Origin of the sequence: Winogradskyella pulchriflava, assembly GCF_042434315.1 — a bacterium.
Taxonomy (GTDB): Bacteria; Bacteroidota; Bacteroidia; order Flavobacteriales; family Flavobacteriaceae; genus Winogradskyella; species Winogradskyella pulchriflava.
The window spans coordinates 561,085-575,225 of sequence record NZ_JBHLTQ010000005.1; the positions used below are offsets into that span (position 1 = coordinate 561,085).

The window sequence follows — 14,141 nt, forward strand, 5'->3', positions numbered from 1 at the left end:
ATGGACGTTACAAAACACTGCAAGCTTTGCGACTATCAAAAAATTGATTTTAAAACAGGAACATATTGCGGTTTAACCAATAGAAAACCTGAGTTTCACGGAAAATGTGTAAATGCAAAATTTGACAATAAACTCGAGTATGAAATTAATTCTATTAACGTTGAATACGAAAACATACTCAAAACTAAATGGCGTGCATATATTTATTTTATTACGTTTTTAATAATAGGTACGATATCAATTATAGCAGGTTGTTATATCGGTTGGATTTTATTTGAAAATTGGAATTACGGCCACAAGTTTGACAGATATACCGGATCAGCTGCTGTAATGTTAATTCTGGGAAGCATATTATTTATTTTTCCTATTGCTACAAATTACTTATCTCATTATCTCAATAACTTTAAACTAATTAAAGTAAAAAAAGAAAACTTAGATACAATTTTAAGTCTTTATGGAATTAAGTATGATATTGACATTAATTTTCTAAAAAATAACAGTGACGACGATATTGAGATAGATTTAAAAATTACAAGAAAATAGTTATTCCACCACAAAATCAAAATAAGTATCAGGAAAAGGTTCCCAACGCAAGGTAAAATGCCACCATTCTTTAGGATAATTTCTAAAATTATGTTTTAACATTACAGTTTGTAGCAATTGTCTATTCTGTTTTTGTTCCTCAGTAATATTTTGGTAATCTACCCATGATGCCTCACCAAAAAAATCATAAGCACTCCCCATATCCAGCGGTTCACCATTGATACCGCAAATAATAGTTAAATCTATTGTACTGCCTCTACTGTGTCCAGATTTTGAAGCGATATAACCTTCCTTAAACAGGTTTCTTTTTTTTACGTTAGGATAGAAAACAGATTTGTTTACAGTATCATTCAGCACTCTTGCCCAACGCACAAAATGATTAACCGCTCGTTGCGGTCGGTAACCATCATAAACTTTAAGACAAAGATTCTGTTCCTGTAATTCGGCTTGTACAAGCTTTAGCTTTTCAGCTGCTGCCTTGGTAAGGATTAGTTTATTTGCGTTATAACCGTTAATAGTATCTCCTACAAAGTTGTTAGGACCATAATAACGTAACTCTACATCCAAATCTGGAATTACAGATTTAACATACACAAAACCTTCTGGTAAATCCTGCTTGCTATTCAACCCTAAAGTTAAAATAGCTATTAAAATTAAAGATGTAAGAATTTTATATTTCATGTGGTCATTATTTATTTTTAGAAGTCACATGTTGTTCACTATTCACTAATTTTACAAACAACAATATTAGTGGATGTGCTCGGTTCCTATTGTAGCACTAATTTAGAGAAAAATTATACTATGGACTTGTTTTCTAAAAAGAAACAGCATTTTAAATTGCCAAATGCAGAACTTGTCTATATTTCAGATTTCTTTTCCAATACTGAAGCAGACCTTTATTTTAAAACGATTGAAGCCCAAACCAATTGGCAACACGATACTATTATTGTCTTTGGAAAAAACTACAAACAACCAAGATTAACCGCTTTATTTGGTGATAAGCCTTACAGTTATTCTAATATTACAATGCATCCTGAACCTTTTACAGAAACACTTCAAAATATAAAAGATAAGGTTGAAAATTTTTCCGAGCGCGCCTTCAATACCTTACTCATTAATTTGTATCGCGATGGCAATGACAGCAATGGTTGGCACGCAGACAATGAAAAAGAATTAGGAACAAATCCAGTAATTGCCTCTGTTAGTTTTGGTGAAGAACGTCCGTTTCACTTTAAACACAGAACACTAAAAGAAGAAAGGCACAAGCTAACTCTTGAACACGGAAGTTTGTTGCTTATGAAAGGTGAAATGCAACACCATTGGCTACATCAAATAGCAAAAACAAAAAAGAAAATTGGACCGAGAATAAATCTCACATTCAGGAAAATAATATGAAGCTATAAACGTTTATTTAAGCAGATAAAGAAACTTGATATTAAGCTTAGTTGAAGTCTAAAAAACAAAAAACCGGGTTCCCTCAAACCCGGTTTCTCTAATTTGCTTTTTAATATATGTCAGTAGATTCAGGGTCTCTAAGTCAACATAACATATGCAAATATTAATTAATTAATCCATTGAACTAAAAACTAAATTTTAGTACACTTCAAATATATAATTAGGTTTTAATTTTAACGTCTAAAAACATATTAAATCGATAAAAAGCATATAATTTTAACATTTGAAGATGAAATAATGTATTTCATCGATGAAATACATTTTAAATTAAATCAAAAAACAGCAATCGTTTAAAATAAATTGGCATAAAAAGTGTTTCAGTTTTATTATTAGATTCCATATCAATTACATTTACATCTATAAAAACTTCTAAAATGAAATATTATTTATTTGTAGTTCTTATTCTTTTTTCAACTAGAAATTATAGTCAAGATAAATTATATACTGAAGAAGACATCTCAGTTTCAAAATGGATAGATGGTACTCTACTAAGCCCTACCACTAACGACAAGGAAGTTTTAGCAATTATCATAGCTGGTTCTGGTCCAACAAATAGAAATGGTAATCAGAATTTCCTAAAAAACAATTCGCTTAAAAAACTAGCCGAAAGCCTTACCAATAATGGCATTTCTACATTTAGGTACGATAAACGTATTGTAAAACAAATCAAAAAAGGAAATGTAGATAAAGACATAATGTTTGATGATTTTGTAAGTGACGCATCTGATGTTATCAACTATTTTAAGGAAGAAGACAAGTATTCAAAAATCTATGTTATTGGTCATAGTCAAGGCAGTTTGGTTGGTATGCTGGCTTCTAAAGACACTGTTGATGGCTTTATTTCACTAGCAGGAGCAGGAAATAATATCGGAGACGTCCTGGTGGAGCAAGTGACAAAAATGGCACCTAAATTAGGAGAAGAAACACAACGTATTGTAAATATTCTAAAAGAAGGAAAGACCACAACAGATTACCCAAATGCCTTAGCCTCATTTTTTGGACAAGATTTACAACCTTTTATGATCAACTGGATGCAATACAATCCTACCGAAGTTATAAAAGAACTAAAAATGCCCATCCTAATTATTAATGGTACTAAAGATCTTCAAGTTTCTGAAAGTGAAGCAGAATTATTAAAAACTGCAAACGAAAATGCTACATTAACGATTATTGAGAATATGAATCATGTCCTTTTTGAAATAGAAGGTGATGATCTGGAAAACTCAAAATCTTATAACGAATCGTTTAGGCCTATTTCACCACAACTCATTGATAGTATTACAGAATTTATAAAATCTTAGTTCCTTCAAATTGTCATAAATTAAAAAAGCATCTCAAACGAGATGCTTTTTTACTAACTAACCAACCAAACGTAATGTTGCGATTTTGTAGTGTTGTTACGATTGTAACTATCGCTGTAACCATTACATTTAGTATATAGCAAACCGCGTGCCAAACTTTAAATTTTATTTTCTTTTGCAAAATTGTAACAAAAAAATCTATTTGCATACTAACATTATAAGTTATATCTTTATGATATCATTTTAATATCATAATAAAATACAAAGTAATTAATCAATTAAACTTTTAATTATGAAAGAAGAAAAAATTATCGTTCCAGCAAATGGCTATTTAATGCTGTTTTTATTTATCATACTCTTTTTTGGGAGTATCGCCTTAATTCCAATAACACAAACTGGTTGGTCAGCATTTGGTATTGTTGTAGCTCTACTACTCGCTTTTGGCTTTTTAATGGTACAACCAAATGGTTCAAGAGTTTTACTTTTATTTGGTAAATATGTAGGTACAGTAAAAAAGAATGGTTTTTATTGGGTCAACCCATTTTACACCAAAAAGAAAATATCACTTAGAGCTAGTAATTTTGACAGTGAACGTCTTAAGGTTAACGACAAACTTGGAAACCCAGTAATGATTAGTACTATTTTAGTATGGCGCGTACAAAATACCTACAAAGCAGCTTTTGATGTTGACAACTATGAGAATTTTGTACGTGTGCAAACCGATGCAGCAGTACGTAAGTTAGCAAGTATGTATCCATACGACAATTTTGCAGATGAAGGTGTTGACGAAGACATAACATTACGCTCAAGCGTTAATGAGGTGAGTAATGCTTTAGAAAAAGAAATCGACGAGCGATTATCCATTGCTGGTATAGAAGTCCTGGAAGCACGTATAGGTTACTTAGCTTATGCACAAGAAATTGCTAATGCAATGCTTAAGCGTCAACAAGCTACAGCTATTGTTGCTGCAAGGCATAAAATTGTTGAAGGTGCTGTAAGTATGGTAGAAATGGCTATTGAAGAACTTAATAAAAAACAAGTTGTAGATTTAGATGAAGAGCGTAAAGCTGCAATGGTGAGCAATCTTATGGTAGTGTTATGCGGAGACAAAGACGCTTCTCCAATAGTAAATACAGGAACTTTAAGTCATTAATAATGAAAGAATATAAAGTTATTAAACCAAAATTAGGCTGGCGAAACCAAGTAGAAAAGATGGAAGAAATCCTCAACAAATATGCTAAGGAAGGTTGGAAATTGGTCGAAATAACACCAAACCAGCATATCATATCCTTCATAGTTTTTGAACGCGACAAAAATAGATAATGAGAATCTTTAAAGAAGAACAACGCTTTAACCAATTATGGCTTATCATCTTAATGATGGTAAGCCTCTTGGTGCCTATTGCAATTATAATTGGCACTTACATAAAAGACCCAAGTAGTTTTTCTGTTATGGAATTAGTGTTATTAATTAGCATTATCGTGTTGGCTTCGGCTTTTATATTTTTGTTTAAACTAACATCTCGGATAGACGAAAATGGAATCCATTATAAATTCTTTCCGTTTCATTTTAAATTTAAAACCATAAAATGGAACGAAATAAATAATATATATGTTAGAAAATATGATGCCTTGAGCGAATATGGAGGTTGGGGATTTAAAGGTGGTCCGCTTTGGAAAAAATCTAAAGGAAGAGCTATTAATGTAGCTGGTGATATAGGTATTCAATTAGAATTAAAAAACGGTAAAAAACTTTTGATAGGCACACAAAAGAAAGATGAAGCCGAAAGTGTATTAGCGACTTATAAAACAAAAATTAACGATAATGTCTAAGAAAAAAGCCTTTGCTCTAAGAATTAATGAAGACATGCTAAAAGCCGTTGAAAAATGGGCAGCTGATGAGTTTCGTAGTACCAATGGCCAGATAGAATGGATGCTAATGCAATACCTAAAAGAGCATAACAGGCAACCAAAAAAGAAAGATAACCCAAAAGAAGAAAAGTGATCCTGAGTGGTCACTTTTTTAGTTTTTAATTTTTGTATTTTGTGGCAAATTTAATTTATGAATTCAAAAAATAAGTACATCGTAGCTCTCATTTCAACAGTCCTAGCCATTGCCGTTGCTTCTGTTCTAATGTATTTTTTTTACGAAAAACCAGAAGAGCCAATTTTTGCAAATGATGCCATAGTATTTGGCTTATTAATGGTAGCCTTAGGTTTTGTGTTTTTTACTGAATCTAAAAAATCAGGTTATTGGTATTATTTCTATAAAATAGTCCCAGGACTTTTAATGTGTTATTTAATTCCTGCGATATTTAACTCATTGGGTTTAATTTCGGATGAAATTTCTAAAACCTATTTTATTGCCAGTCGCTATCTGCTACCTGCTTCATTAGTGTTACTGACACTAAGTATAGACCTAAAAGCTATTTTTAATCTAGGATGGAAAGCCTTAGTGATGTTCTTTACTGGTACAGCTGGTATAATAATAGGTGGACCTATAGCTATTTTGTTAATCTCATCGTTTTCACCAGAAACTGTTGGAGGAGCAGGCTTTGATGCCACATGGAGAGGTTTAGCAACTTTAGCTGGTAGTTGGATTGGTGGTGGAGCTAACCAAGCCGCTATGCTAGAAATTTATGAGTTTAACCAAGAGCTTTATGGCGGAATGGTATTAGTGGATATTGTAGTTGCCAATATTTGGATGGCAATTATTTTACTTGGAATTGGTAAACGAAAAAAGATAGACAACTGGCTAAAAGCAGATAACACAGCCATTGATGAGTTACAACATAAAGTGCAAACTTTTAGTGACAAAATAACCAAAATCCCAACAACAACAGACCTTATTATAATATTGGCTCTTGCCTTTGGCGCAGTAGGTATTGCCCATTTTGGAGCTGATAATATTTCTGCATTTTTAAAGGATAATTTTAAAGCTGTTAGCGATCCTAAAAGCGCATTATCTTCATTTGGTAGTGGCTTCTTTTGGCTAATTTCTATTGCAACACTTATCGGAGTATTGTTGTCATTTACAAAAGCAAAAAATTACGAAGGTGCTGGAGCAAGTAAAGTAGGAAGTGTTTTTATATACATATTAGTTGCCACAATAGGTATGAAAATGGATTTGGGTAAAATTCTTGAAAACCCAGGACTAATATTAATCGGTTTGGTTTGGATGGCGATACATGCAGGTCTTTTAATTCTTGTAGCTAAAATTATCAAGGCGCCATACTTTTTCTTAGCCGTTGGTAGTCAAGCAAACGTTGGTGGTGCAGCATCCGCTCCTGTTGTTGCTGCAGCTTTTCACCCATCTTTAGCAACAGTAGGTGCTTTATTAGCTGTATTTGGATATGTAGTAGGAACCTATGGAGCAATTCTTTGTGCAGAACTTATGAAAATTGCTGCTGGTGGTTAGTATTTTATATTTCAAAATAAGATATTTGCGCACCTAAACATTAAAAACAACCATGACGATATTTAATAAAACATTAAGCCTTATACTTTTAGTATTAGTAGTAGTTTCTTGCAGTAAAGAAAACAACTCAAACTTTACATTAAAAGGTGAAATAAAAGGTCTAAAAAAGGGCATTGTTTACCTTCAGAAAGAAGGAGATTCTAGCATTGTTGACTTGGACTCATTAGTAATTACAGGTCAACCAGAATTTACACTGCACACCAATTTAGATGAGCCTATTCTGTTATATCTAAAGCTTTTTAAGAATGATGGAGAAGAACATTACATCCCGTTTTTTGCTGACAAAGGAATTACTGAAATAAAAACATCGTTAAAGAATTTTAATTTTGATGCTGAAATTAATGGCTCAAAACAACAAGAATTATTAAATGAATACAGAAAGGTTTTATCTCGTTTTAATGATCAGCATTTAGAAAATATAGAAGCTAATTTTTTAGCGCAAAAAAACAAGGATACTATTGCTATGGATTCCCTAAATAAACTTTCAGAAACCATAATAAAACGCAAGTATTCTTATACTATTCAGTTTGCACTAAATAATAGAGATAATATTATTGCGCCTTATTTGGCTGTGTACGAGATGCAATCTGCAAACCCTATTTATATAGATTCAATTTACAATGGCTTGACTGATAACATAAAGCAATCGTTATATGGAAAGAAGTTAGCAGAAGTTATCGCTAATAGAAAACTTGAGGAATAAAATCACTGTTCATCTAATTCTGAATCAATTTCAGTATGGTATGGGAAAGAGGTAAAACAAAAAAACCAATCAAATTATGATTGGTTTTTTTGTTTATAAATATAGTAAATGTAATATGCTTACTTAAGTTTATTAATGCGTTCAATTAACGCTTTACCTTTGGATTCTAAATCGCTATTTATAGCCTTAAAGTGCCCTTTCTTATCTTCAACAGTTCTGTCATTAACACGTGCAATAAGCTCATCAAAAGTAGTAATAGCGTCATCTATAATTGCTTCACTCTCTTTTGTTGGCTTTTCTGAATTAGTCAATTCCCAAACATATACTGCTTCTATGATATCACCTAAAACGTAATTTATATCTTTTTTTAAATCTCTTTTATTCGCCATAATAATTGTGTTTATTTAAGTGCAAATGTAAGGAATCCTTAAATTTATTTACTGAATTTAATTTTGAAGTTTTAAACATACACCTCAAGAAGTTTGGCTCCGTTAGATTTAAGTCTAAAATTTTTGATTGCTGCAGGAATTAAAATAGTTTCACCTTTAGAAATTACATCAGTTGTATTATCCGTTAAAATTTCAGCTTTTCCGTTTACACACATGTAAATAAGAAATGAATCCTGAGTATTTGTCTTTTCAATTTCTGTATCTATTTCTAAATAATTTGTGGTAAAAAAAGGACAACTAACCATTTCGTTAGAAACATTAGCGCATTTTTTATACTCCACTCTAAAATCATTTTTCAAATTAAAATCAAAAGCATCAAGAGCGATGTCGTTATGAAGCTCACGTTCGTTACCTTCCTCATCTACTCTATCCCAATCATACACACGATAGGTAATATCACTTGTTTGCTGAATTTCTGCTAACAATACTCCTGCTCCAATAGCGTGAACTCGCCCAGCTTCAATAAAATAAGCATCTCCTTCTTTTACCTTATCAAAATTCAAAATCTTGGTAAGTGTTTTATTTTCCAGATGTTTTAGATATGTTTCTTTATCCATATCTCTATTAAATCCTACAATAAGATTAGCTCCCTCATCAGCCTGCATAACATACCACATTTCTGTTTTCCCAAAGGAATTATGGCGCTCTTTTGCCAATCTATCGTTTGGATGCAACTGAATGCTTAAGTCTTCTTTAGCATCAATAAACTTTATAAGCAACGGAAAGTCGTTACCAAATCGTTGATAGTTTTTTTCGCCTAGAAGATTAGATTTATACTGTTCTAAAAGTTCTTGTAATGATTTATCTTTTAATTCTCCATTAGCAACTATAGAAACAGCATTAGGCACTGTACTTACCTCCCAACTCTCACCCAATTGCTTAGAATCTGAGTCCTTATTGAATTGTGTTATGAGCTTTTCACCACCCCAAATTTTGTCTTGTAAGATGGGATAAAACCTTAAAGGATGTAAAACATTTTTCATATGGTTATTCGCCAGAATAGGTTACAAAATTACGTGGCGTTTCATAAAGCGTAATCTTTAAATGAAATTTAGAATCTAATTTTGGTTTTATCTTATTATATATAACCACTGCAATATTTTCTGCAGTAGGATTTAGGTTTTTAAATTCTGGAACTTCTACATTTAAATTCTTATGGTCAAAGGCATCTTCAACTTCAGTTTTTATAATATCTTTTAAAACCTTAACATCAATAACATAACCTGTTTCTGGATCTATTTCGCCAGTTACGCTAGCAATTAATTCATAGTTATGTCCATGAAAATTTGGATTGTTACACAGACCAAAAACAGCTTCATTTTTTTCATCGCTCCAGTCTTTTCTATAAAGTCGGTGTGCTGCATTAAAATGTGCTTTTCTGTGTACGGTTACTTTCATGAGTTGTTAACGTTTATAAATTCGTAAAACTTTTCGAATATAATCTTAAACCAAGCTGTGTAATGTTCTGGATGTAAAGCCATATCAACTTTTACTTCTTCTAGTTGCATCCATTTCCAATCGGCAACTTCGTCTGCATTAATCTTTGGCTTATCGTTATAATAACCAATCATTATATGGTCGTATTCATGCTCAGTTAGTCCATTATCAAAAGGTGCTTTGTATATAAAAGATGTTGTTTCCTCCAAATCTGTAACAAAACCCATTTCCTCTTGTAAACGTCTTTTACCGGCTTGTAAATTGTTTTCACCATTACGCTGATGACTACAACAGGTATTGGTCCATAATCCTGGAGAGTGGTATTTATGTAAAGCACGTTGCTGAAGCATTAATTCGTTTTTATCATTAAAAACAAATACCGAAAACGCACGATGAAGAAGTGCTTTTTCATGCGCTTCCATTTTAGGCATTAGACCAATCTGATTATCGTTTTCATCCACAAGGATGACTTGTTCTTCTGTCATAAAGCAAAATTAATGACTAAAGCTTTAAAAAAGGTAAAGGAATTCATAAAAAATAGCCATTTAAAAAAATTAAATGGCTATTGTTTTATTATATCTCAAAAATTCTAGTTAATCATCACAAGATTTACCATTAATACTAGTAATGATAAATTCACTACGTCTGTTTAACTGGTGTTCTTCTTCTGTACAGTTAGATTCGTTTGTTGGCTCGCAACCGCAATCATTAACTAATTGTGATTCTCCATAACCTTTAGCGGTTAAACGGTCTGCTGCAATGCCATTATCTATTAAATACTTTCGTGTAGATTGTGCTCTATTTTCTGAAAGTCTTTCGTTATAAGCCATTGTTGCTCTACAGTCTGTATGAGAACGAATATCAATTTTCATTGTTGGATACTTGTTCAGTACAGCCAATACTTTTTGTAATTCTATTTCGGCATCATACCTGATATTGAACTTATCAAAGTCGAAATAGATAATTGGAATATCTAAAATTTTGGCCAAATCATCACAAGGATTAATTTCTTGTACATCTTTTTCAAGTAATAATTGAAGTTGTAATTCTTGTTTCTTTTTTGGAGTTGTAAAACGTTTTTCATCAGAAGCGTAAGTTTCCTTTTCTCCTCTAATTAAGTATTCCTTTTCACATTCAAGTTGAAACTCAAAAGCTGCATCAGCACCAACGGTTTTACGTTCAAGCTCATTACCTTCACCATCAAATAAAATAACTGTTGCGTTAGGAATTAACTCGTCTGTGTTTTTATCTTGAACTGTACCTGCAACAAGTTGTTCGCATTCTGGCACTTCAAACGTGTATATATCATCACTACCTTTTCCTCCTTCTCTATTTGAGCTAAAATAAACACGCTTAGTTACTAAATTTTCGTAATACCCAAAATCATCAAAAGCACTGTTTACTGGTTTTCCTACATTTTCTATTGGAAAGCTTCTATTTTTACTGGTTGAGACTTTTTGGTCCAATCCTTCAGACTTAAAAACATCTAAGCCACCTAAGCCTGGAAAGCCTGTAGAAGAATAAAATAAATCGCCATTAGTGTTTATAAACGGAAATGATTCTTGACCCTCTGTATTAATCGATGAACCTAAATTTTCAGGCTCGCCTAAAGTACCATCATCATTTACATCAACTACAAAAATATCAGATTGTCCAAAAGTACCTGGCATATCTGAAGCAAAGTATAACCTAGAACCTGTAAGGTTTAACGCTGGATGAGCGACACTATAATCTTCACTATTAAAGTGTACCTTATGAATTTCGTCCCAAGTACCATCTTCGCTCAACGTAGCTCTATACAATTGTAATCTATTAATCCCTGTATCATCTTCTTTGTACTTTAATCTGAAAAAATTATTTCTGGTAAAGAACATATATTTTCCATTTGGGGAAAAGACAGCACTAGACTCGTGATATTTTGTATTTACCTTACCACCAATTTCTGTTACTTCACCAAATCCGTTTTCTGTCTTTTCAGCAGAATATAAATCTAAATACGGTTCTTCATTCCAACGGTATTTTCTTCCACCACCTCTTGCAGAAGCGAATACAATACCATTTTCGTATTCGGTTGTACCGAAATCTGAAAGTTCTGTATTAATCTCTAAATTATGTGGCTCTATATCATCACGACTAGCTTCTTCAATATTAGATCTATAATCTACACTCGAAAGAAATGCTTTTCCTCTTAAATCATCTGGCTTAAGCTCATGGAATTTTTTCATCCATTTATCAGAGTCTTCATAATTTTCAATTCCTTTTAGAGCCAAGGCGTATCTAAAATAGTACTCAGGATCGATGACTTCGTTCATAGCCATTAATTCACCATACCATTTAGCAGCATTCTCCATATCGTTGTTAAAATAATAGGAGTTGGCCAACTTCTGAAAAAGATCAACTGACTTGTAGCCCTTATTTGCTACTTCCAAGAGCACCTCACTTGTTTTTACGTAGGCAAAATCTCTATAGTCGTCTTTAACACTTTGTATTTTTCCGTTCTGTGCATAAGTAGATAAGGCAAACATACCTACAAATGCTATACATATATATCTTGAAATTGTTTTCATAGTTGTATTTTTAAAAGAAACGTGGTGATAAAATTCTACCTAATCGTTTAATTTCGAATCTTAAAGTTATTTCGTGAGTTCCACTATTATAATTGTTTAATCCAGTAGTAGTTAAATCATAACCATAGCCTATAAACATACCAGGTGTTGCCTGAAAACCAACTAATGCACTTACTGAATCATCCCATCTCCAAGCTAATCCTGCTGTTAAATTCTTCTTGTACCAGAAATTTGCCGATATATCTGCAATGAGTGGTGCTCCTGAAACCCCTTTTACTAAGAAAGCAGGTTTCAGTTCTAAGGTCTCACTTAGATTAAACACATAACCACCAATTGCGTAAAAATGCATTCGCTCACTAGCTAAAGAAACTTGAACATCATCATAATGCTCTGTCTCTAAAAAATTTGGAACTGCTAATCCTAAATACCATTTTCTAGTGTGCATGTATAAACCTGCTCCTATAGTTGGAGACCATGTGCTTAAATTATCTGCAAATGTAGGGTCACCAACTTCTCGAATAACACCTAAAGACCAATCTGATTGTAAGTTATGGAAACCTCCTTTCACTCCAAATGATAATTTTAGATCATTAGCATTTAATGGAATAGTGTAAGAAAAATTAGCATCTAAATAAGTTTCTCTCACTGGACCTAGAGCATCACTTACAATATTTAGTCCCAAACCTATACGCTCATTACGTAATGGTGAATGAATACCTAATGATTGTGTCTGTGGAGCTCCATCAATACCTACCCATTGCGATCTATGTAATCCCACAACACTCAATGTTTCGCGCTGTCCTGCATAAGCTGGATTAACACTAAGCGTATTGTACATATAATGCGTATACTGAGGATCTTGTTGTGCAAAACTATTAGCACTAAGTAGTATAAATACTAGAACTATTAATCCTTTTATTAGTGATGATTTATGTATCATTTTTCTGTATTTTATAATTAAGTGTTAATTAGTTTTATCTGTTTATATATAACCATCCTACTCGTGGATCTGAACCATCTCCTAAATCAAGCACATAATAATACGTACCTACAGGTAATTTATCAGATTCATTAATTACTGCTCTTCCGTTAGAAGTTCCTCTCCAATCATTCAGATAGCCTTTCTTAGAGTAAACAATATTACCCCACCTATTATAGACTTCTAATTTGTTATTAGGGAATCGTTCTAAACAATCAATTACAAAGGTTTCATTAACACCATCATCATTTGGAGAAAACTCGTTGTAAATGGTTAAACATATTGGATCAACTATTGCAGTATCTTCATCATTAGTTGGGTTAACATCTGTACCTCCATCTGCACTACTTACAAATGCAGTATTAGCATAGTCACCAAATCCTAGCACTTCTACAGTAATTTGAAGTATTTCTACTTGATCAGGATCTAACTGAGCAATAGTCCATTCACCATCAAATTCTGAATAAGTACCTGCTGTTGTTATTGCTGACACAAATACATATCCACTAGGAATTTGCTCACTAATAACAATATTTGTAGCGGTAACGTTTCCAATATTAGCTACTTCAATGGTAAATGTAACTTCAGCTCCCACAACAGGTCTAACTTCATCTACAATTTTAGTAACTTCTAAATCAAAGATTGAATTTACTGGAGTCACAGTTGGATCATCTGGATCACCATCTCCATTATCATCATTATCACTTGGGTCATTAGGGTCATCACTAATATCTCTAATATCATCTGTTGGATCACCTAAATCTCCTCCCGGTGCTTCACTACTTACTGTCGCAGAATTCATTACGAATCCTGTATCTAAATCATCCTGTGTGATTTCATACGTAGCAGTAAATGTTGTACTATCAATTTCACCAGGTAATAATTGAGCTATTGGTCCACCAACTAAGTTTAAGCCTGGTAATACATCTTGAACTTCAATATTAGTTAATGTTAAGTTCCCTGTATTTTCAACAATAAATACATACGAAATAATATCACCTAAACTTCCTGCAATACCATCTCCATTAGTATCTTCTAATGGAAGTGTAGTCTTAATTAAACTAATACTAGGGTTTGGTGGTATTGTAATTTCTGTTGGGTCATCTTCTGTGTTGCCGTCTGTATCGTCATCATCATCACTCGTGTCATCGACATTGGTTCCCGCTGGACTGTCTCCATCGGCTACTACACTGTTGCTAAACCCTCCGGCATCTACAGCATCCTGCTCGA

17 protein-coding genes are annotated in these 14,141 nt (G+C 32.8%); 9 read left to right on the plus strand and 8 right to left on the minus strand.

Annotated elements, in window-relative coordinates:
- Positions 1 to 543, plus strand: coding sequence for a hypothetical protein (locus ACFFGA_RS11895; protein ID WP_386064297.1), 543 nt, complete (start codon positions 1 to 3; stop codon positions 541 to 543).
- Here the strand turns inward: ACFFGA_RS11895 and ACFFGA_RS11900 are convergent, their stop codons facing one another.
- Positions 544 to 1,224 (minus strand): M15 family metallopeptidase, encoded by a 681-nt coding sequence (locus tag ACFFGA_RS11900; protein WP_386064299.1) that lies wholly within the window; start codon positions 1,222 to 1,224, stop codon positions 544 to 546.
- A gap of 120 nt (positions 1,225 to 1,344) precedes the next feature.
- Here ACFFGA_RS11900 and ACFFGA_RS11905 point away from each other — a divergent pair, with 120 nt between their 5' ends.
- The 8 genes from ACFFGA_RS11905 (at position 1,345) to ACFFGA_RS11940 (ending at position 7,479) form a co-directional block, all read left to right on the plus strand.
- Entirely contained in the window at positions 1,345 to 1,938 is a 594-nt protein-coding gene (locus tag ACFFGA_RS11905; protein WP_386064302.1) for an alpha-ketoglutarate-dependent dioxygenase AlkB family protein, read from the plus strand.
- Positions 1,939 to 2,372: 434 nt separating this feature from the next.
- Positions 2,373 to 3,299 (plus strand): alpha/beta hydrolase family protein, encoded by a 927-nt coding sequence (locus ACFFGA_RS11910; RefSeq protein WP_386064303.1) that lies wholly within the window; start codon positions 2,373 to 2,375, stop codon positions 3,297 to 3,299.
- A 292-nt stretch (positions 3,300 to 3,591) separates the two neighbouring features.
- Complete coding sequence (locus tag ACFFGA_RS11915; RefSeq protein ID WP_386064305.1) at positions 3,592 to 4,452, plus strand: SPFH domain-containing protein; 861 nt, start codon at positions 3,592 to 3,594, stop codon at positions 4,450 to 4,452.
- A gap of 2 nt (positions 4,453 to 4,454) precedes the next feature.
- Positions 4,455 to 4,622 (plus strand): DUF4177 domain-containing protein, encoded by a 168-nt coding sequence (locus ACFFGA_RS11920; RefSeq protein WP_386064308.1) that lies wholly within the window; start codon positions 4,455 to 4,457, stop codon positions 4,620 to 4,622.
- On the plus strand, positions 4,622 to 5,131 hold the full coding sequence (locus tag ACFFGA_RS11925) for a hypothetical protein (protein ID WP_386064310.1): 510 nt from the start codon (positions 4,622 to 4,624) through the stop codon (positions 5,129 to 5,131). Before ACFFGA_RS11920 ends, ACFFGA_RS11925 begins: the two co-directional genes overlap by 1 nt.
- The gene (locus ACFFGA_RS11930) at positions 5,124 to 5,303 is read left to right on the plus strand and encodes a type II toxin-antitoxin system antitoxin (protein ID WP_386064313.1); all 180 of its coding nucleotides are present in this window, start codon (positions 5,124 to 5,126) and stop codon (positions 5,301 to 5,303) included. The genes ACFFGA_RS11925 and ACFFGA_RS11930 overlap by 8 nt, the downstream gene beginning before the upstream one ends.
- A 129-nt stretch (positions 5,304 to 5,432) precedes the next feature.
- On the plus strand, positions 5,433 to 6,716 hold the full coding sequence (locus ACFFGA_RS11935; protein WP_386064352.1) for a DUF819 family protein: 1,284 nt from the start codon (positions 5,433 to 5,435) through the stop codon (positions 6,714 to 6,716).
- Between the two features lie 52 nt (positions 6,717 to 6,768).
- Positions 6,769 to 7,479 carry a DUF4369 domain-containing protein gene (locus tag ACFFGA_RS11940; RefSeq protein ID WP_386064315.1) on the plus strand — a complete coding sequence of 237 codons (711 nt, stop codon included), beginning with the start codon at positions 6,769 to 6,771 and terminating at the stop codon, positions 7,477 to 7,479.
- 119 nt (positions 7,480 to 7,598) lie between these two features.
- Here the strand turns inward: ACFFGA_RS11940 and ACFFGA_RS11945 are convergent, their stop codons facing one another.
- The 7 genes from ACFFGA_RS11945 to ACFFGA_RS11975 all read right to left on the minus strand — a co-directional run.
- A complete protein-coding gene (locus ACFFGA_RS11945) occupies positions 7,599 to 7,868 on the minus strand; it encodes a hypothetical protein (protein ID WP_386064318.1) in 270 nt (89 codons plus the stop codon).
- A gap of 71 nt (positions 7,869 to 7,939) precedes the next feature.
- Positions 7,940 to 8,911 (minus strand): type I phosphomannose isomerase catalytic subunit, encoded by a 972-nt coding sequence (locus ACFFGA_RS11950; protein WP_386064321.1) that lies wholly within the window; start codon positions 8,909 to 8,911, stop codon positions 7,940 to 7,942.
- A 4-nt stretch (positions 8,912 to 8,915) separates the two neighbouring features.
- Positions 8,916 to 9,326, minus strand: a complete 411-nt coding sequence (locus ACFFGA_RS11955) for a 6-pyruvoyl trahydropterin synthase family protein (RefSeq protein WP_386064324.1) — start codon at positions 9,324 to 9,326, stop codon at positions 8,916 to 8,918.
- Positions 9,323 to 9,850 carry an isopentenyl-diphosphate Delta-isomerase gene (gene idi / locus ACFFGA_RS11960; protein WP_386064327.1) on the minus strand — a complete coding sequence of 176 codons (528 nt, stop codon included), beginning with the start codon at positions 9,848 to 9,850 and terminating at the stop codon, positions 9,323 to 9,325. Before idi ends, ACFFGA_RS11955 begins: the two co-directional genes overlap by 4 nt.
- 108 nt (positions 9,851 to 9,958) lie before the next feature.
- Complete coding sequence (locus ACFFGA_RS11965) at positions 9,959 to 11,932, minus strand: OmpA family protein (RefSeq protein ID WP_386064329.1); 1,974 nt, start codon at positions 11,930 to 11,932, stop codon at positions 9,959 to 9,961.
- 10 nt (positions 11,933 to 11,942) lie between these two features.
- Positions 11,943 to 12,872: a PorP/SprF family type IX secretion system membrane protein gene (locus ACFFGA_RS11970; protein WP_386064331.1), complete on the minus strand. Its 930-nt coding sequence runs from the start codon at positions 12,870 to 12,872 to the stop codon at positions 11,943 to 11,945.
- 34 nt (positions 12,873 to 12,906) lie between these two features.
- Positions 12,907 to 14,141: T9SS type B sorting domain-containing protein (locus ACFFGA_RS11975; RefSeq protein WP_386064333.1), on the minus strand; the 1,235-nt coding region annotated here is incomplete at its 5' end.